The 18238-nt window shown below is 70.2% G+C and carries 16 protein-coding genes; 13 read left to right on the top strand and 3 right to left on the bottom strand.

The window, feature by feature from the left end; translation table 11 throughout:
* The first annotated feature begins 48 nt into the window (after window positions 1-48).
* Window positions 49-843: a glucosamine-6-phosphate deaminase gene (locus tag DDQ50_RS00325; RefSeq protein WP_116754759.1), complete on the top strand. Its 795-nt coding sequence runs from the start codon at window positions 49-51 to the stop codon at window positions 841-843.
* A complete protein-coding gene (gene nagA / locus DDQ50_RS00320) occupies window positions 828-1976 on the top strand; it encodes an N-acetylglucosamine-6-phosphate deacetylase (protein ID WP_240614184.1) in 1149 nt (382 codons plus the stop codon). The genes DDQ50_RS00325 and nagA overlap by 16 nt, the downstream gene beginning before the upstream one ends.
* A 29-nt stretch (window positions 1977-2005) precedes the next feature.
* Here the strand turns inward: nagA and DDQ50_RS00315 are convergent, their stop codons facing one another.
* Window positions 2006-3295, bottom strand: coding sequence for an ROK family protein (locus tag DDQ50_RS00315; RefSeq protein WP_205663538.1), 1290 nt, complete (start codon window positions 3293-3295; stop codon window positions 2006-2008).
* A 197-nt stretch (window positions 3296-3492) separates the two neighbouring features.
* On the opposite strand from DDQ50_RS00315, the gene DDQ50_RS00310 reads away from it, so the two are divergent.
* From DDQ50_RS00310 to DDQ50_RS00260, 11 genes are all read left to right on the top strand, one after another.
* Window positions 3493-4869, top strand: coding sequence for an extracellular solute-binding protein (locus DDQ50_RS00310; RefSeq protein ID WP_165829631.1), 1377 nt, complete (start codon window positions 3493-3495; stop codon window positions 4867-4869).
* 100 nt (window positions 4870-4969) lie between these two features.
* Window positions 4970-6883 carry an ABC transporter permease gene (locus DDQ50_RS00305; protein WP_133245869.1) on the top strand — a complete coding sequence of 638 codons (1914 nt, stop codon included), beginning with the start codon at window positions 4970-4972 and terminating at the stop codon, window positions 6881-6883.
* Window positions 6880-7740 (top strand): aldose 1-epimerase, encoded by an 861-nt coding sequence (locus DDQ50_RS00300; RefSeq protein ID WP_116754756.1) that lies wholly within the window; start codon window positions 6880-6882, stop codon window positions 7738-7740. The genes DDQ50_RS00305 and DDQ50_RS00300 overlap by 4 nt, the downstream gene beginning before the upstream one ends.
* Entirely contained in the window at window positions 7737-8504 is a 768-nt protein-coding gene (locus tag DDQ50_RS00295; RefSeq protein ID WP_116754755.1) for an SDR family NAD(P)-dependent oxidoreductase, read from the top strand. Before DDQ50_RS00300 ends, DDQ50_RS00295 begins: the two co-directional genes overlap by 4 nt.
* Before the next feature lie 59 nt (window positions 8505-8563).
* On the top strand, window positions 8564-9595 hold the full coding sequence (locus DDQ50_RS00290) for a Gfo/Idh/MocA family protein (protein WP_116754754.1): 1032 nt from the start codon (window positions 8564-8566) through the stop codon (window positions 9593-9595).
* Window positions 9592-10434 (top strand): SDR family NAD(P)-dependent oxidoreductase, encoded by an 843-nt coding sequence (locus DDQ50_RS00285; protein ID WP_116754753.1) that lies wholly within the window; start codon window positions 9592-9594, stop codon window positions 10432-10434. Before DDQ50_RS00290 ends, DDQ50_RS00285 begins: the two co-directional genes overlap by 4 nt.
* On the top strand, window positions 10431-11636 hold the full coding sequence (locus DDQ50_RS00280; protein WP_116754752.1) for a hypothetical protein: 1206 nt from the start codon (window positions 10431-10433) through the stop codon (window positions 11634-11636). Before DDQ50_RS00285 ends, DDQ50_RS00280 begins: the two co-directional genes overlap by 4 nt.
* On the top strand, window positions 11633-13213 hold the full coding sequence (locus DDQ50_RS00275) for an N-acyl-D-amino-acid deacylase family protein (protein ID WP_116754751.1): 1581 nt from the start codon (window positions 11633-11635) through the stop codon (window positions 13211-13213). The genes DDQ50_RS00280 and DDQ50_RS00275 overlap by 4 nt, the downstream gene beginning before the upstream one ends.
* Before the next feature lie 20 nt (window positions 13214-13233).
* Window positions 13234-14532 (top strand): alanine racemase, encoded by a 1299-nt coding sequence (locus DDQ50_RS00270; RefSeq protein WP_165829630.1) that lies wholly within the window; start codon window positions 13234-13236, stop codon window positions 14530-14532.
* A 13-nt stretch (window positions 14533-14545) separates the two neighbouring features.
* Entirely contained in the window at window positions 14546-15421 is an 876-nt protein-coding gene (locus DDQ50_RS00265; RefSeq protein WP_165829629.1) for an ROK family protein, read from the top strand.
* A gap of 35 nt (window positions 15422-15456) precedes the next feature.
* Window positions 15457-15834, top strand: a complete 378-nt coding sequence (locus DDQ50_RS00260) for a RidA family protein (RefSeq protein ID WP_116754748.1) — start codon at window positions 15457-15459, stop codon at window positions 15832-15834.
* Window positions 15835-15895: 61 nt separating this feature from the next.
* Here the strand turns inward: DDQ50_RS00260 and DDQ50_RS00255 are convergent, their stop codons facing one another.
* Together DDQ50_RS00255 and purU are read right to left on the bottom strand one after the other, a co-directional pair.
* The gene (locus tag DDQ50_RS00255) at window positions 15896-17215 is read right to left on the bottom strand and encodes a GNAT family N-acetyltransferase (RefSeq protein ID WP_116754747.1); all 1320 of its coding nucleotides are present in this window, start codon (window positions 17213-17215) and stop codon (window positions 15896-15898) included.
* A gap of 129 nt (window positions 17216-17344) precedes the next feature.
* Complete coding sequence (gene purU, locus DDQ50_RS00250) at window positions 17345-18232, bottom strand: formyltetrahydrofolate deformylase (protein ID WP_377940278.1); 888 nt, start codon at window positions 18230-18232, stop codon at window positions 17345-17347.
* Between the last annotated feature and the right edge of the window lie 6 nt (window positions 18233-18238).

The raw sequence follows: 18238 nt of genomic DNA, 5'->3' as shown, positions 1-18238 counted from the left end.
GCGGGCACCTCGCTCGATACGCTGAGTCCGAACTGAGGGGGCACCCGGTTGGCCGAAGTCGTGATCGTCGAGACTCCTGAGCGCGCGGGCGAGCTCGTCGCGGAGGCGATCCTCGAACAGGTCGGGAGACGACCCGATTCGGTGCTCGGCTTCGCGACCGGATCGACACCGCTCGTGGTCTACCGCGCGCTCGCGGCCGCTCTCGAGCGGGGGGATCCCCGGGCCGTCGCACTGTCCGGCATCCGGGGCTTCGCGCTCGACGAGTACGTCGGCCTTCCCGCCGGGCACCCCGAGAGCTACGCCGAGGTCATCCGTCGCGAGGTGTGCGATCCGCTGGGGATCCCGGTCGATCGTGTCGCGGTGCCGAACGGCTCGCTCGACGGAATCGAGACTGCGGGGGAGCGCTACGACCGCGCGATCGCCGAAGCCGGTGGCGTCGATCTGCAGATCCTCGGCATCGGAACCGATGGTCACATCGGCTTCAACGAGCCCGGCTCGTCGTTCGCCTCGCGCACGCGCGTCAAGACGCTGACCGAGCAGACGAGGCGCGACAACGCCCGCTTCTTCGCCTCGCCCGACGAGGTGCCGCGGCACTGTCTGACGCAGGGGCTCGGCACGATCCTCGAGGCGCGACATCTCGTGCTGCTCGCGTTCGGTGCGGGCAAGGCGGAGGCCGTCGCGGCCGCGGTCGAAGGTCCGCTGACCGCCAGCCTGCCCGGGTCGGCGGTCCAGCTCCATCCGCGGGCGACGATCGTCGTCGACGAGGCTGCCGCCGCGGGCCTCGAGCACGCCGGTTACTACCGCTACACCTACGAGAACAAGCCGTCGTGGCAGAGGATCTGAGCCGCATCCTCGTGCACGGCGCGACCACCGTCGACAGCCGAGGCACCGTGCCGAACGCGTGGGTCATCGTTTCAGGCGGTGAGATCGCCGCGGTCGGCGTCGGCGACACCTGGACGGGCGATCCGCTCGCCGACGGCGCCGATCGCATCGATGCCGCGGGACGGCGGCTCCTGCCCGGGTTCCTCGACCTGCACTGCCACGGGATCGGGGGAATCTCCTTCGACACCGCCGATCCGGACGGCATCGAGACGGCATTCGGTCTCCTGCGCGCCCGCGGGACGACCGGTGCCCTCGTGAGTCTCGTCGCCTCTGCTCCCGAGGTCCTCGAGCAGCGCCTCCGGCTGCTCGCCCCGCTCGTCGACCACCATGCGGCGGTCCTCGGCGTCCACCTCGAGGGGCCGTTCCTCGCACCCGCACGCAAGGGCGCCCATGATCCGGCGCTCCTCGTCCCCCCGACGGCGGAGGCGGTCGATCGCATCCTCGAGGCGGGGGAGGGGACGATCCGTCAGGTGACCCTCGCGCCCGATCTGCCGGGAGCGTTCGAGGCGCTCGACCGTTTCGTCGACGCCGGTGTGATCGTCTCGATCGGCCACACCGAGGCCGACTACGACACGGTGCGACGGGCCTTCGACCGCGGGGCGCGGTCGCTCACCCATGCGTTCAACGCGATGCCGGGCATCCACCACCGGGCTCCCGGGCCTGTGATGGCGGCCGTCGCCACAGCGGGAGTGACGATCGAGCTGATCCTCGACGGCGAGCACGTCGCGTGGCCCGTCGCGAAGGCGCTCTTCGCGCTCGCCCCCGATCGCGTCGCGCTCGTGTCCGACTCGATGGCGGCCGCCGGCATGGCGGACGGCGACTACCGCATCGGAGATCTCGACGTCGAGGTCGAATCCGGTGTCGCGCGGCTCGCGGGCACCAGCACTCTGGCCGGTTCGACCCTCACTCTCGATCGTGCGGTCGATCACGCGATCGAGCATGTGGGACTCGATGAGTCGGCGGCCGTCGCCGCGGCGACCAGTGTTCCCGCGAGTCTGCTGCGAAGACAGCACGAGCGCGGGTACATCGAGCCGGGACTGCGCGGCGACCTGCTCCTGGTCGACGAGGCGAACACGATCACGCCGGTCGGCTGAACCCGGCCCCGCTCATCGAATGCGGGGTGTCAGGTCAGCAGCTCGAGTGACTGGGACAGCACGAGACCGGTCGCGCCGAGCAGGGTGACGTCGTCGCCGGTCGTCGCGAACTCGACGCTCGGTTCTCCCGAGGGATGGTCGGGCACACCGTGTCGGACGTGCTTCTCGATGAGCGCTCGCAGATTCTCTCCGCCCTCGACGACGTCGCCGTGCAGGACGAACAGGCCGGGCGCCAGGGTCTGCTGCATGTTGATCAGCCCCACGGCGACGTTCCGGGCGTAGCGATCGAGCAGATCGACCGCCGTCGCGTCTCCCGAGTCGGCGAGCGAGGCGAGGGGGCCGACCGTCAAAGCCGTCGCGCCGGGGATGCCGACCGCTGCCGCCTGAGTCCGGATCCAGCGGTGGGTGGCGATGGTCTCCCAGCATCCGCGCCGGCCGCAGCGGCAGACGGCCCCGGCCAGGTCGACGATCGTGTGCCCCACCTCGCCGCCCGCCCCGCCGCCCCCGCGGTGAACCGATCCGCCGATCACGAAGCCCGCGCCGATCGCCTCGCCGCAGTACACGGAGGCGAAGCTCGAGACGCCGCGTCCGGAGCCGAACCAGCGGTCGCCGAGCGCCTGGACCCGCGGATGGTGGTCGATGAACACCGGCAGGCCGAGCCGTCGGGACAGGATCGGTCCGAGCTGGAGCCCCGAGAGGCGGGGCGCGAGGTTGACCTCGACGATGCGGCCCTCGTCGGTGTCGACGATGCCGGCGACGGCGACCCCGATGCCGAGCGGCCGGGCGCCCGTGGGCGCGGGGAGGACCCTCTCGATCGCGTCGGCGATCAGGAGGGCGATCGCCTCGGGTGCGTCGGTCGTGCCGGAGAACACGGCCGACGATTCGGCCGTGATCTCGCCGGTGGGCGTCACCAGGCCTGCGCGCACCCGCTCGGGGCTGAGGTGCACCGCCACGACGGGGCGGCCCGATGGGGAGAACCAGATCGGGCGGGCGGGCTTGCCGCCGAGCGAGCTGCTCGGGCGCGGGTCGCCCTCCACCAGGATCCCCTCGTCGATCATCGGCTGCACGATCGAGCCAATGGTCGTCTTCGTGACCTCGGCGATCCGCGCCAGCTCGGCCCGGGTGGTCGGGCCGATGTCGTAGAGGATCTCGAGGAGCCGTGTGCGGTTGAGGCGGCCGGTCGCGGACTGCGAGATCAGCCGCGGTGCGGAGCCCGGCTGCTGCGGGGCCCGGTAGCTGTGGGCGCGCACATCGGGTGCGTCGGCACCCCGCCCCGGTTCGCCGAAGGGCGGCGCCGACTCCATCGTCGCCTGCGTCACAGATCCTCCTGCTGGGGGCGTGGCCGGGAGCGGGAGCTCCCTCTCGTTAACAGTTTGTTACGCGACTCCGGTTCGCATTGACAGCTTAGGGGATAGTAAGAAAAGTGGACTTACCGGGTAAGTCAAGAAAGTGTTCTTACCTCGCAGCAACGATCCCTTCCCCCGCAGTTCCACCGACGAGCATGGAGCAACAGCAAATGAGATCGAACTTCAGAAGGGTGGGGGTCGCTTCCGCGTTCGTCGCTCTCGCCTCCCTCACCCTCGCCGGATGCGCCGGCGGCGGTACGTCCTCCTCGGCTCTCGACGAGGCCGCGTGCGACGCGCTCCTCTCCTCCGACCCGGCGCCCAGCGCGTCATCCGTCTCGGCCCCCACGGTCACGGCCGACACGGTGTCATCGGTGACCACCAAGCCCACGAAGCCCGACGATTCGAAGAAGAACATCACCTTCATCGGCGGCGCCTACACGGACACGACGCTCGACTACTGGCAGAACCTCGCCGCCGCCTTCGCCGAGGAGAACCCCGGCTACACGGTCGACGTGCAGGTCATCGACTGGAACAACTTCGATCAGCAGATCGCAACGATGATCCAGACCCAGCAGTACCCCGACGTGCTGAACCAGAACAAGTACTCGGGCTGGGCGTCGGACGGGCTCCTCCTCGACGCGGGCACCCTCGTCTCCGACGAGGTGAACGACGACTTCATCCCCGCCTTCAAGGAGGCCGGCACGTTCGAGGGCACCCAGTACGGGCTGCCCTTCATCACCAGCACGCGCGGTCTGTTCTACAACAAGACCGCGTTCGAGGAGGCCGGCATCGATGCGCCCCCGACCACATGGAAGGAGCTCGTCGAAGACGCCAAGCTTCTCGAGGAGGCGGGATACATCGGGTACGGACTGCCCCTCGGAACGGAGGAGAGCCAGGCCGAATGGTCGATCTGGATGTGGGGCAACGGCGGCGACTGGGAGTCCGGTCCCGGTGAGTTCACCATCGACAGCGAGCAGAACCAGGACACCCTCTCGGTGCTGAACTGCCTCACCAACGTCTACAAGGTCACGCAGGACAACCCAGGTCAGACGAACCGCACCGACGGTGTGTTCCGTCCGTTCGCCGACGGCAAGGTCGGCATGATGGCGGGCGCGAGCTTCGCACCGAGCCTCTTCTCCGGCTGGGACTCGGACGTCGACTGGGGCGTCACCCTCCCTCCCGTGAACGGCGACGTCGAGCCGTCGACCCTCGGGGTGCAGGACTACCTGATGGCCTTCGACAACGAGGGCAACTCCGAGGCGGTGAGCCGGTTCCTGAACTTCTTCTACGAGCCGGACAACTACACCGAGTTCCTGACGAGCCAGGGCTTCCTCCCCGCAACGGCCAGCGCATCCGAGGCGCTCGCGGACGACCCGAACTTCGGACCGTTCCTCGACCTGCTGCCGTCGGCGCGGTTCTACCCGTCGACCGACCCCGCCTTCCCCGGCGTGCAGGGCGCCGTGCAGAACCAGATCGGGACGGGCGTCGCCGAGGGGGCCGATATCCCCGGAATCCTGTCGGCGATCAACGCGGCCGGCACGGAATGATCAGGCAGTCGCCGAGCGGTAACCGCTAGACCCAGCCCGCATGCCCGGCATCCCTGCCGGGCATGCGGGACCGCCCTCCCGTTCGAAGGGTCAGATCCGCGTGGCAATCTCCCCTACAGCCGACGCACCAATCACCACCGCTCCCCGCGAGAGCGATCTCCCGGCGAGACCGGCGGCGCCCGGTCCCGGAGCGCGCCGCACCCGATTCACCGGCCTCGGCACCTCCCTGCCGTGGACCCTCCCCGCCACGATCCTCATCGTCGCGGTGATCCTGGTGCCGATCGGCATCATGATCTACTCGTCGTTCTCACGCATCCAGGCGACCGGCGTCTCGCAGGGGTTCGCCGGATTCGACAACTACGTGAAGCTGTTCCGCGAACCCGCCCTCGGGCAGGTCATGGCCAACACCGTCGTCTGGGTCGTCGCCGTGGTCGCCGGATCGATCGGCATCTCGCTCGCGCTCGCGCAATTCCTGAACAAGCGGTTCCCCGGCCGGTTCCTCGTGCGCTGGGCGCTCGTCGTCCCGTGGGCGGCGGCGCTCGTCATGAGCGCGACGGTGTGGCGCTACATGCTGCAGGGCAGCAACGGCATCCTCAACCGCTTCCTCATGGACCTGGGCCTCCTCGCCTCGCCGATCGGCTGGTACCAGGACCCGAAGTTCTCGTTCCTGTCCGTCGTCATCGTCGGGATCATCGTCACCATCCCGTTCACGACCTACGTGATCCTCGCCGGGCTGCAGACGCTCCCCGAGGACGTCTACGAGGCGGCGAAGGTCGACGGCGCCCGGGCCTGGCGCACCTACTGGTCGATCACGTTCCCGCTGCTGCGTCCGTCGCTCGTGATCGCGACGATCCTCGTCGTCGTGTCCGTGTTCAACTCGTTCCCCGTCATCTGGGTGATCACGGGGAGCAATACCGGCAACGCGGCGGACACCACCATCACCTGGGCCTACAAGATCGCCTTCCGGCAGCAGCTCAACCCCGGTGAGGCCGCCGCGCTCTCGGTGCTCAACGTCGTCTTCCTCTGCATCCTGGTGTTCCTCTACTTCCGGGCGCTGGGCCGCAGCGACCTCGGGCGCAGGGGGGCCGTGGCCTCCGCTCTCGCTCGTGCGATCGAGCCGGTCCGGGAGTTCCTGACCGTGCCGCGGCACCCTCCGCGCCCGTCGTCGGGCCGCGCCGCCGCCGTCTGGTCGCGCATCCGCAACTACGTGATGCCTCTCGGCGGTCTCCTGATCGCGCTGTTCTTCCTCGCGCCGTACATCGTGATGTTCCTGTCGTCGTTCAAGACCGGCACCGAGCTGTTCGCCTCACCTGCGACCTACCTGCCCGCGCAGTGGGAGTGGAGCAACTGGGTCGACATCTGGGACAAGATCGACCTCGCCAGCTACATCAAGAACAGCCTGATCATCGCGATCGTCTCGACTCTGATCGTCATCGCGATCTCGGTGCCGGCCGCGTACTACACGGCCCGGCACCGGTTCGCGGGCCGCGGGGCGTTCATGGGCGTCGTCCTCGTCACCCAGGTGATCGCCCCGGTCGCGGTCGTCGTCGGCCTCTTCCAGGAGTTCGTCTGGGTCGGCGGCGTGCACCAGTACTGGTCGATCATCCTGACCAACGCCGCGTTCAACCTCGCCTTCTCGATCTGGATCCTCAGCGGGCAGTTCGAGTCGATCCCGATCGACATCGAGGAAGCCGCGAAACTCGACGGTCTCGGCGCGTTCGGCACGATGACCCGGATCGCGCTGCCGCTCGTGCGGCCCGGCATCGTCACCGCCGTCGTGTTCTCGTTCATCCAGGTCTGGAACGAGTTCCCCGTCGCCCTGACCCTGTTCAACAACCCGAACAAGGGACTGCAGACGCTGCCCGTCGGCATCCAGCAGTTCGTCGGCCTCGCCCAGACCGAGTACCAGTACCTCTTCGTGGCCTCGCTCATCGCGATCATCCCCGTCGTCATCCTGTTCGCCAGCATCGAGAAGCACCTCATCGGCGGCCTCACCGCGGGGGCGGTCAAATGAGCGCGGGGGGCGACGTCGGCACGGCCGAGCTCCTGGAGCTCAGCACCGAGCGGTCGTCGATCTCGGTCGACCCCGGCGGCGGTCGGCTCACCTCGCTCCGCATCGACGGCCTCGAGGTGCTCGGCGCGAGCACGCCCGCCCCGGGAGCGCCGCCGCAGATCTTCTCCGGGTCGTTCCTCATGGCGCCCTGGGTGGGGCGCACGGCCCACGGCCGGTTCGCCTTCGACGGCGTCGACTACGAGGTGCCGGTCAACTTCGGGCCCCACGCGATGCACGGCCTCGCCTTCGACCGGGCGTGGCAGCGCGACGGTGACGACATCGTCTTCGACTTCGACGAGCGCTGGCCGTTCGGCGGGAGCCTGCGGCAGAGCTTCACGCTGACTGATACGTCGCTCACGATCACCGCGACGGCGGCCAACGACGAGCGGCGGATGCCTGTCATCCTCGGCTTCCACCCCTGGTTCCGCGAGGTCCTCGCCGACGGGTCGACAGCTTCCTACGAGTTCTCACCCGGCACCCGCTACGTCTGCGACTCCGATGGGATCCCGATCGGCACCGCTCCCGGCGGCGGAGCGCGACCGTGGGACGACTCGTTCACCGACCTGCTCGCCGACCCCGTCATCCGATGGTCGAACGGTCTCGAACTCACTCTCGCGCGCACCGGGTCGCACTGGATCCTCTGCGAGACCATGCCCGACGCGTTCTGCGTCGAACCGCTCAGCGGCCCGGTGAACGGGCTCGCGGCCGGCGGTTCCGCGGTCGCGTCGCCAGGAGAGCCCGTCTCGCTCGATATGACCATCACCTGGTCGACATCTCCCGCGGGGGATGCCGGCCCGATCTCCCGAAAGGCGCCATGACGTCGCTCGAATCCTTCTCACTGGCCGGCAAGACCGCATTCCTCACCGGAGGCAGCCGCGGTCTCGGCCGTGCGATGGCGCAGGCGCTCGGCGAGGCGGGAGCCGCCGTCGCCCTCTCCGCCCGCACTCTCGGGGCGGCGCAGGCCGCGGCGGGCGAGCTCGAGGACCTGGGCATCCGCGCCTACGGTGTGCAGCTCGAGGTCTCCGACGTCGACGATGTCGAACGGGCCGTCGCCGAGGTCAGCTCCGAGTTCGGGGAGATCGATGTCCTCGTCAACAACGCGGGGATCGGGGTCGGCGGCGCCGCATTCGACACCCCGGACAGTGTCTGGGACGAGGTGCTCGCCACCAACGTGAACGGTGTCTGGTACTGCTCGCGCGCGGTCGGGCGGCGGATGGCGGAGAGGGGCGGCGGCACCATCGTCAACATCGGCTCGATGTCGGCCGGAATCGTGAACCAGCCGCGCTGGCAGATCTCCTACCTGACCTCCAAGGCCGCGGTCCACCAGATGACGCGGGGCCTGGCCGCCGAGTGGGCGCCGCTCGGCATCCGCGTGAACGCGATCGCACCCGGCTACTTCCATACCGACATGTCGCCGGTCTACGAGCCGCAGTACAAGCCGTGGTGCGTCGATCCCGCCCCCATGAAGCGCGCGGGCGAACCGCACGAGCTGGGGCCGGCGGTCGTCTATCTCGCGAGCGACGCGTCCAGTTTCATGACCGGGTCGATCGTGCAGATCGACGGCGGCTTCACCCTCTTCTGACCCCTGCCATCGCGACCCGCACCACCCCCGCAAGCTTCGCCATCAGCGAGAGGAATGCAGTGCTCACCATCGGAATCGTCGGCGCGGGTCTGCGCGGACGCCTGTTCGCGGACGCGCTCGAGGACCAGACCGGCGTGCAGGTGGTCGGATTCGCGGAGAAGTCGCCGGGGGTCGCGGCCGACGCCGCGACGGCGACAGGGCTGCCGGTCGTCCCCGGTATCGACGATCTGCTGACGGATCACGATCCCGACGCGATCATCGTGGCGACCCCCGACTTCGCGCATCGCGGCGCGGCGGTCGCGGCGGCGACGGCGGGAAAGCACCTCCTGATCGAGAAGCCCCTGGCCACGAACCTCGACGACGCCTACGCCATCGCCGACGCCGTCGAGGCAGGAGGCGCGCGCTGCCTCGTCGGCTTCGAGAACCGCTGGAACCCGCACGTCGTCCGCGCGCACGACCTGGTCGCATCGGGCGATCTCGGCTCGCCGATCACCTCGTCCGCGACGCTGAGCAACTCCTACTTCGTGCCGACGCAGATGCTGAGCTGGGCTGCCGCATCGTCGCCCGCCTGGTTCCTCATGCCCCACACGCTCGACATGCTGATGTGGCTGACCGGCAGCACCCCGGTGACCGTCTCGGCCGTCGGATCCTCCGGCGTGCTCGCCGCGCGGGGCATCGACACCACCGATGTCGTCCACGCCCTCGTCACCTTCGCCGACGGCAGCACCGCGAACCTCACCTCGGCCTGGGTCCTGCCCGACGCGGGGGAGGGCATCGTCGACTTCCGGTTCTCGTTCATCGGAACGGAGGGGTCGATCGCGGCCGACCTCAGCCATCAGGGCCTCACGGTCGTCTCCGACAAGCTCAGGTCCGAGTGGCCGCTCGGTGCCAGCATCGGCCGGTCGAAGGTCGGCCCCCCGAGATGGATGGTGCAGCAGTTCGCCGCCGGTCTCCTCGACGGCGGAGAGATCGGACCCGGGGTCCGGCACGGACTCGAGGTGACGAAGACCATCTGCGCCATCGAGGAAGCCATGGCCGACGGGTCCTCCGTCGCCGTCGCAGAGATGACTCCCGCCGGGGCCGAGCTGTGACGAACCCGGGAGCAGCGCGGCGCTTCGAGGGGAGCGTCGCCGTCATCGTCGGGGGCGGCCGCGGGATCGGTCGCGCGACCGGCCTGCGGCTCGCGGCCGAGGGCGCGCATGTCGTCGTCGCCGATTCGGCCGTCGAATACGCCGTCGAGGTCGCCCAAGAGATCCGGGAGGCGGGCGGCACCGCCGAGTCCAGCGAACTCGATGCGACGGACTCCTCCTCGGTCGGTCGGTTCTTCTACGGGGTCGGCGAGCAGCATCCGCGCCTCGATGTGCTGATCAACTGCCCGGCGCACGCGAGCGACACCCACTTCGAGCGGGTCACCGACCACGAGTTCGACGTCGATGTGGCCGTCACCCTCAAGGCGCCCTTCCTCTGCATCCAAGCCGCGCTCCCGCTGCTGCTGCGCTCGCCGAACGCGAGCGTCGTGAGCATCACCTCGGTGAACGGCCTCGCCGGATTCGGCAACGAGGCGTACGGGGCAGCGAAGGCGGGACTGATGAACCTCACCAAGAACCTCGCCCTCCGCTACGGCCCCCACGGTGTGCGGTTCAACACGGTGGCCCCCGGCACGGTCCGCACCCGCAGCTGGGAGGCCCGCGTCGCCGAGGCGCCCGGCATGCTCGAGCGGATCTCCGACCTCTACCCGCTCCGACGCGTCGGCGAGCCCGACGACATCGCGGCGGCGTGCGCGTTCCTCGCCTCGCCCGAGGCCGGTTGGATCACGGGCACGACCCTCACGGTCGACGGCGGGATCACCGCGGGCGACGCCCGGTTCCTCGAGGCGACCTTCGGCCCCGCGTTCTTCGAGACGACGCTGGGGGATCGGCCGAGCGCATGACCGTACCTCCCACATCGTTCTTCGCGCTCATGCACGATGTGCTCGCCGTCGGTCCCGAGCGGTTCTGCGACGACCTCCGGCAGCTCGGCGTCGACGGGGTCACGATCGCGGCGAGCTACCACGCATCGCGCGACCTGCTCCCGCGACCCGGTGGCCCGCGGCTCATCGATCTGCCGCCGGGGGCGCTCTATTTCCCACCCGACGTCGCGCTGTATCCGGCTCGGACGCCGCCGTGGGCGCCCGCCCCGTATGACCTCGACGACGTGTTCGACCGGTTGCGCGCCGCGTGCACCGAGCGGGGCATGAGGCTCACCGCGTGGACGGTCTTCGGCTTCAACGAGCGGCTCGGCCGCCTCGATACCGACCTCGTGCAGCGGACCGCGTTCGGCGACCCGCTCACGAGCGACCTCTGCCCCGCCAATCCCGTGACGCGGGCCTACTACCGTGCGCTCGCGGCCGACGTGGCGAACCATGCCCCCGACGTGCTGCTCGCCGAATCGCTGCACTTCCAGCCGGCCCGGTTGACGCGACGGTTCCTCGATCTCGGCGCCGCGGCGAAGCTGGCTCTCAGTCTGTGCTTCTGCGAGCACTGTACCGAGGCTGCATCGGATGCCGGTGCGGACGCCACCGCCGCCTCCTCCTGGGCGCGAGGCGCCATCGAAGCCGCCTATGCCGGGGACGCGAGCGACGGGCCGGTGCGGATCCCTCTCGACGAGGTCGCCGGATTCGCCGGGGGAGCGGTCGCCGCCTACCTCGCCGTGCGAGCCGCGACGGTGGCGTCCCTCGCCGCGTCGGTGTCGGATGCCCTCGCCGGAACCGATGTCGCGCTCTGCTTCATGGACCAGGCGGCGGCCGAGCCCGGTCTGCTCGGCAGTGGAACGGTCGAGGACGTGCTGCGGTACGGGGTCGACATCGCGGGCATCGCGGCGGTCTGCGGCGCCTATCAGATGCTCGGCTACGCGCCCGAAGCGCAGGAGGTGGCCTCGGATGTGTCGGACTACCAGGCGGCGTTGGGCGGGGCGGCGGACCTCCGGGTCGCCCTCCGTCCGGCCGTCCCCGACAACGCCGACGTCGGCAACCTCGCGGCCAAGCTCCGTGCGGCCATCGACGGCGGTGCCGCGGGCATCGACTTCTACAACTACTCGCTCGTCGACGCCGGGGCGCTCCGACGCGTGCGCGACGCCCTGGTCGAGCTGCGATGACGGTTCGCTACGAGACGGTCCTGACCGGGGGTTCCGTCGTCGACGGCAGCGGTGCGGAGCCCCGCCGCGCCGACGTGGGGATCTCCGGGGGGCGCATCGCCGCCGTGGGGGATCTGGGTGAGGGCTCCGGCGCCCGCACCATCGAAATCAGCGGCAGGTACCTGCTGCCCGGCTTCATCGACGTGCACTCCCATGCGGACTCGCTGGTGGCCACCGACCCGGTCGCCGACGCGTACCTGCGCCAGGGCGTCACGACGGTCATCGTCGGTCAGGACGGGCTGTCCTTCGCGCCCAACGACCGCGAATCGGCGCAGTTCGTCGACCGTTACTTCGCGGCCATCGGCGGGCGCGTGCCGCCGGGGCTGCTCGGGGGTGCTGAGGTCGGCGAACTCCTCGAGTCCTACGACCGGCGCGGGCCGCTCAACACCGGCCTGCTGCTGGGCGCGGGAAGCATCCGTGCGCGGGCCGTCGGTTTCGACGAACGCGACGCCACCGACGGGGAACGCCTGCGGATGCGCGACCTCGTCGCCCGCGGGATGGCCGAGGGCGCGCTCGGGGTGTCGACCGGGCTGGACTACGTGCCCGGCCGCTTCGCGGGGACGGCCGAGCTCGCCGAGCTCATGATCGCGGTCGGGGAGGCGGGCGGCGTTCATGCCAGCCACCTGCGCGGCTACGCCCACCATCAGCTGGCCGCGTCGCTCGCCGAGATGGCGCAGATCAGCGCCTCCTCGGGTGCGATCGGGCATGTGTCGCATCTGCACGGTCCGGCAGCGCTCGTTGCCGGGGCACTCGACCGGTCGCACCGCCTCACCGGCGTCGACCTGACCTTCGACTCCTACCCCTACCTCCGGGGCAGCACGATCGTCGCGATGCTGCTGCTTCCGCCCGAGCTGCAGGCCGGCGGGACCGATGCGACGCTGAGCAGGCTCGCCGAACCGTCCGTACGCGCGCTGCTGCGCGACGAGATCCTGCCGCGCAGCACCCGCCTCGATTCGATCGTCCTCTCCTTCGTCGGCGATCCCGCCTACGCGTGGGCGGAGGGCCACGGTCTGCGCGAGGCCGCCGAGATCGCGGGCCGGCAGATCGAGGACTTCGTCTGCGACATCCTGATCGCCGCCGACCTCGCCGTGGGCTGCGTGGTCGACAACGGAGCGGACCGCACGGAGGCCGACGTGCGGCAGCTGCTCGCGCACCCCGGTCAGCTGGCCGGGTCCGACGCGATCTTCCTCGGCAGCAGGCCCCACCCGCGCGGATGGGGAGCATTCGCGCGACTCCTCGGCCGGCACGTCCGCGAGCTGGGGGACTGGACCTGGGGGCAGGCCGCCCGGCACCTGTCGGGCCACGCCGCCGACCGGTTCGGCCTGGCCGGTCGCGGAACGGTCACGGACGGAGCCGTCGCCGACCTCGTCGTGCTCGATCCCGATACGGTGTCCGATGTCTCCACCTACGACGACCCCATCCGCCCGGCGGTCGGCGTCGATCTCGTTCTCATCGGGGGAGAGACGGTCCTCGCGGACGGCCGCCGCACCGCGGCGCGGCCCGGGCGTGCACTGCGGCACAGGGATTCGAACCGATGAACACACGAGGAGAAGCAGTCATGTCAGCCTTCGCAGCAGGCAGCCACGATGCCGCCGTCGCCGAGCGGGCCCTGGCCGACCTGTCGCGCGCCCCCATCGGCCCCACGGTCAAAGGGTTCGGCGGGCTCGACGAGATGGCCTCCGGTGGCGACATCGCGCAACGGGGGCTTCGCCTGGACGCCCCGGTGTTCTCCCGCCCGCTCTTCGTGCTCCGGACGTCGGCGCTCGAGCACAACATCGCCGTCCTCGCCGACTACTGCGCCCGCCGCGGTGCTCTACTCGCCCCTCACGCCAAGACGACCATGAGCCCCGAACTGTTCCTCGCCCAGCTCCGCGCCGGCGCCTGGGCGCTCACCGCCGCGAACGTGACCCAGGCGAGTGTCTTCGTCCTGCACGGCGCTCGCCGGGTCATCATTGCGAACCAGGTCACCGACCGTGTCGCGCTCGCGTCGCTGCGCCGTCTCCTCGACAGGACGGCGGGGCTCGAAGTGCTCTGCTACGTCGACAGCGTGCACGGAGCGGAGCTGCTGGTCGACGCGTTCGCCGGCGCGGATCGGGCTCCGCAGGTGCTGGTCGAGATCGGCCTGCCCGATGCCAGGACCGGTGTCCGCGATCTCCCGACGGCCGAGGCGGTCGCGCGGGTCATCCACGATGCCCCCACCCTCCGCGTCGTCGGCACCTCGTGCTTCGAGGGGTCGCTCGGCGAACGGGAGGGCGACGAGCTGGACCTCGCGGTCGATCAGCTGCTGACCGCGGTCCGGATCGCCGGAGAGCGGCTGTCGGAGCTCGGACTCGTCGAGGACGGTCTCGTCCTCAGCGCCGGCGGCAGCCATCTTTTCGACCGGGTCATCGACGAATTCTCGCTCTCGAGCGTGCCGGACACGCGCATCGTCGTCCGCAGCGGCAGCTACGTCACGCACGACCACGGGGTCTACCTGCACGACTCGCCCGCTCTGCGCGGGGTCGACATCGAACCCTTCATCCCCGCGATCGAGATCCGCGCGACGGTCCTGTCCCGGCCCGACCCCGACCTGGTGCTCATCACCGCCGGCCGCCGCGACGTCTCCTTCGACGCCGGTTACCCCGTCGTCCTGTCCGCGAGCCACGACGGGACACCGATCGATGCGGCCGGCGCGACGGTGACCGGCCTCAACGACCAGCACGGCTTCGTCACGGTACCGGCGACGAGCTCGCTCGCCGTCGGCGACGAGGTCGTGCTCGGCATCTCGCATCCCTGCACAACGTTCGACAAATGGACCCACGGCCTGCTCGTCGACGATGACGACGTCGTCACCGGCGTCGTGCACACCTTCTTCTGAGACGGCGGCGGGAGTGAGGATCGGGATCGACGTCGGCGGCACGAAAGCGCGCGCGGTCGCACTGGACGCGGCCGGAGTCGTGCTCGCGCACTCCGAACTCCCGAGCGGGCGGGGCGCTGACGAGGTGCTCGCCACGGTCAGGACGACGATCGAGCGCCTGGCCGCGGCATCGCCGGATCCCGTCGAGTCGGTGGGGATCGGCATCCCCGGCACGATCGACTTCGACCGGGGCGTCGTCTCGCACGCGGTCAACCTCGGCATCGACGAGCTCGATCTCGCCGCCGGCATCGCCGACCTCGAGGTCGGGCGCGTCAGTGTCGACAACGACGTCAACGCCGCGGCCCTCGGCGCGTTCCAACTGCTCGGGGGCGGCGTCTCCTCCCTGGCCTACCTCAACGTCGGGACCGGGATCGCGGCCGGACTCGTTCTCGGCGGAGAGCTGTGGCACGGGTTCCGAGGGGTGTCGGGCGAGGTCGGGCACCTCGGCGGCTACGGCGACCTCCTCTGCCCCTGCGGCCAGATCGGGTGCCTCGAGACCATCGCGTCCGGCGCGGGACTCGCTCGCAGCACTCTCGGAACGACCCATCCGGTCATCTCCCTCACCGCCGCCGTCGCCGCGGACGATCCGATCGCGATCGAGATCCTCGCGCGAGTGGCGGGCGGTGTCGCCGACGCGGCGGAGACGCTGTTCCTCGTCGTCGGGGTCGACCTCGTCGTCCTGGGAGGGGGAGTGGTGCACGGAACACCGCAGCTCGCGCCTGCGGTCGGCCGCATCCTCGACGAGCGCGCGGCCGCATCGCCCTTCCTGGCATCGCTCTCACTGTCCGAACGGCTCACCGTCGCGCCCGTCGACCTCGACATCGCCGCCATGGGTGCGGCGTTCCTCTGACCCCGGTTCCCACCACGCACGAGAGAAGGATCACCATGCCGAAGAACGCCTACATCAGCGACAAGCTGCCCGCACCCGCCGGCCCGTACAGCCAGGTCGTGGAGATGAACGGAATCGTCTTCACCGCCGGGTTCGGCCCGCACGACCCCGAGACCGGGGAACTGCCCGAGGGGATCGCCGCGCAGACCGAGGGCGTGCTGAAGAACGTCGAGACGGCTCTCTCGGTCGTGGGACTGACCCTCGCCGATGTCGTCAAGACGACCGTCCACCTGCAGGACCTCGGCATGTTCGCCGAGTTCAACGAGGTCTACGCCGCCATGATGCCCGCGCCCTACCCGGTGCGCACCACGGTCGGCAGCACGCTGGCCGGCATCCTCGTCGAGATCGACGCGGTCGCCATCAAGCCCTCCTGACGAACTGCCCACTTCGGGCGGTGTTCGCGCTCGAACACTGCCCGAAGTGGGCGACTCGACATCAGAACCAGAGGGGGAGCCAGGGTGCCCGAGGCGTGGAGAAGAGGAGATCGGCCGCAACGGCCGCTCCCGGGGTCTTCTCCGTGACGCGGCCCGCATCGGTCAGCGTCACCGCGCTGACCCCGCCCAGATAGATCGAGGACAGGTCCGACACGTCCAGCGCGAGCGTCGGCATCCCGCCCGGTGCTGCGTCGACGGCTCGGGCGGTGCCGGATCCGTCGGCCGCGGCCTCGAACAGCCAGGTACCCGTCGTGTACCCCAGCGGATCCGAGACCTCCAGCGCGAGGGACCCGGCGGAGTCGTACGACCGAGCCGCGATCGCCGCGGGCACATCGAGGACCCGCGTCCACAGGTGGTCGCTCGTCGTCGACCTGGCGGCGCGGAAGTCCGCGATCTGCCACCTGACCGCTTCGTCGACCGGGCGGCTTCGCGCGACGACCGTGCTCACCAGGGGCATCGAGAGAGCGAAGCGCCACAGTGCGGCGTACGCATCGGGCGTCTCGCTCATCAGATGCTCGACGGTGAGGGTGTGCCCGACGAAGCTGTTCTCGTCGGGGGTGACGCGGTAGATCAGGGTGCCCCGCAGCACTCCGTCAGCGTCGAGGTAGCGGGCACCGCGGAACGCCTTCTCGCGGTCGGGCTCCTCGTTCGCGAGGCCGGCGACCTGATCCCAGCGCCGCGACCAGATGTCGATCTGGCCGACGCCCTGGAGACGCACGCGGTCTTTGAGCTCGTCGATGTCGCGGCGTGCGTCGGTCTTCTCCGTGAGCTCCACGCGTCCGTCGGGGATGGGCCCGGTCCAGGTCACCCTGCGGGTGTCGAAGCGCCAGTCGGCCGAGAGGGCGGCGGGAGCGAACCCGTACCGACGGTAGAGCGTCGACTCCGACACCGTCAGGATCGCCAGCGGGCAGCCGGCGGCGGACGCGGTCCGCAGCTCGGCCTCGAGCAGTGCACGAGCGATGCCCTTGCCCGCCGCCGTCGGGGTGACGGTGACCGAGCTGATCGCCCAGGCCTCGACGACGCGACCGGGTGACACGGTGAGCTCCGCGACCCACGAGCTGACCGTCGCCACCGGTGTCTTCGTCGGGAGGGCGTCATCCCAGACACCGGTCGTGCGGCGATAGCGGACGGCCTCAAGTGCGGCCGGCAGCTGGTCGTCGCCGTACCGCGGCTCGTGGAAGCCGCGCGCATCCGCCTGCAGCCACGCTCCGAACGCCTCGTCATCGGTGCGGTCGACGAGTCCGAGACGCAGCCCGAGCGTCGCGAGGCGCTCCGCCGATCCGGTGTCGAGGGGGAGCGAGTCGTGGTGCTGGACGGTCATGCCCTCAACGGTAGCCACTCGATCCGGACAGCCGGAACGCTCTCGCGTTCTGGTCCTCGGGGTCTCGATACGTGCGGCAAGCGTGCCGCACTACTCGACCTCGCCAGCAGAAGCGCTGGCGCGCCTCAGCTAGCGAAAGATGATGGTGCGGGCTCCGTCGAGGAGCACACGGTCCTGCGCGAACCAGGTGACAGCCTGGCGCAAGGTGCGGCTCTCCTCGTCCTGGCCGATGGAGACGAGTTCGGTCGCCGTGCGCGAATGATCGACCCGCACCACGTTCTGCTCGATGATCGGGCCCTCGTCGAGGTCGCTGGTGACGAAATGCGCGGTCGCCCCGATCAGCTTCACCCCGCGGGCGTGCGCCTGCTTGTACGGGTTCGCGCCCTTGAAGCCGGGCAGGAACGAGTGGTGGATGTTGATGATCCGGCCGCGCAGCTTCTCGCACAGTTCGGGCGACAGGATCTGCATGTAGCGGGCCAGCACGACGAGCTCGATGTCGTGCTCGGCGACCGCATCGAGCACCCGCTGCTCGAACGCCGCCTTGCTGTCGGCATCGACGACGGGGAGCGACTCGAACGGGGTGCCGTAGAACTCCGCCAGGTCGCGCAGGGCGCCGTGATTGCTCAGCACCAGCGGGATCTCGACGGGGAGCTGACCCGACCGGCGGCGGAACAGCAGGTCGTTGAGGGTGTGCGCGGCGGTGGAGACGAGGACGAGCGTGCGCTTCGGGCGTCCCGCCTCGTCGAGCTGCCAGGCCATCTCGAAGCGGCCGATGACCGGCTCGAGCACGGCGACGATGTCGGCCCGAGGCACGTCGGTCTCGAGTTCCAGCCGCATGAAGAAGCGACCGGTGTCGTCGCTCGAGAACTGCTGCGACTCGAGGATGTTGCCCCGCGCCTGCACGATCGCGCCGCTCACGGCGTGCACGATCCCGGGCTGATCGCGGCAGACGAACGTGAGCACCCATCGTCCGGGGTGCGCGGCGGTCGCGGAAGTCAGCGGGTAGGTCGCGGTCACGGGAGA

This window comes from Amnibacterium flavum, assembly GCF_003097495.1.
Classification (GTDB): Bacteria; Actinomycetota; Actinomycetes; order Actinomycetales; family Microbacteriaceae; genus Naasia; species Naasia flava.
The sequence above is the reverse complement of the archived record's forward strand: the minus strand, read 5'-3'. Positions and strand labels throughout refer to the sequence as shown.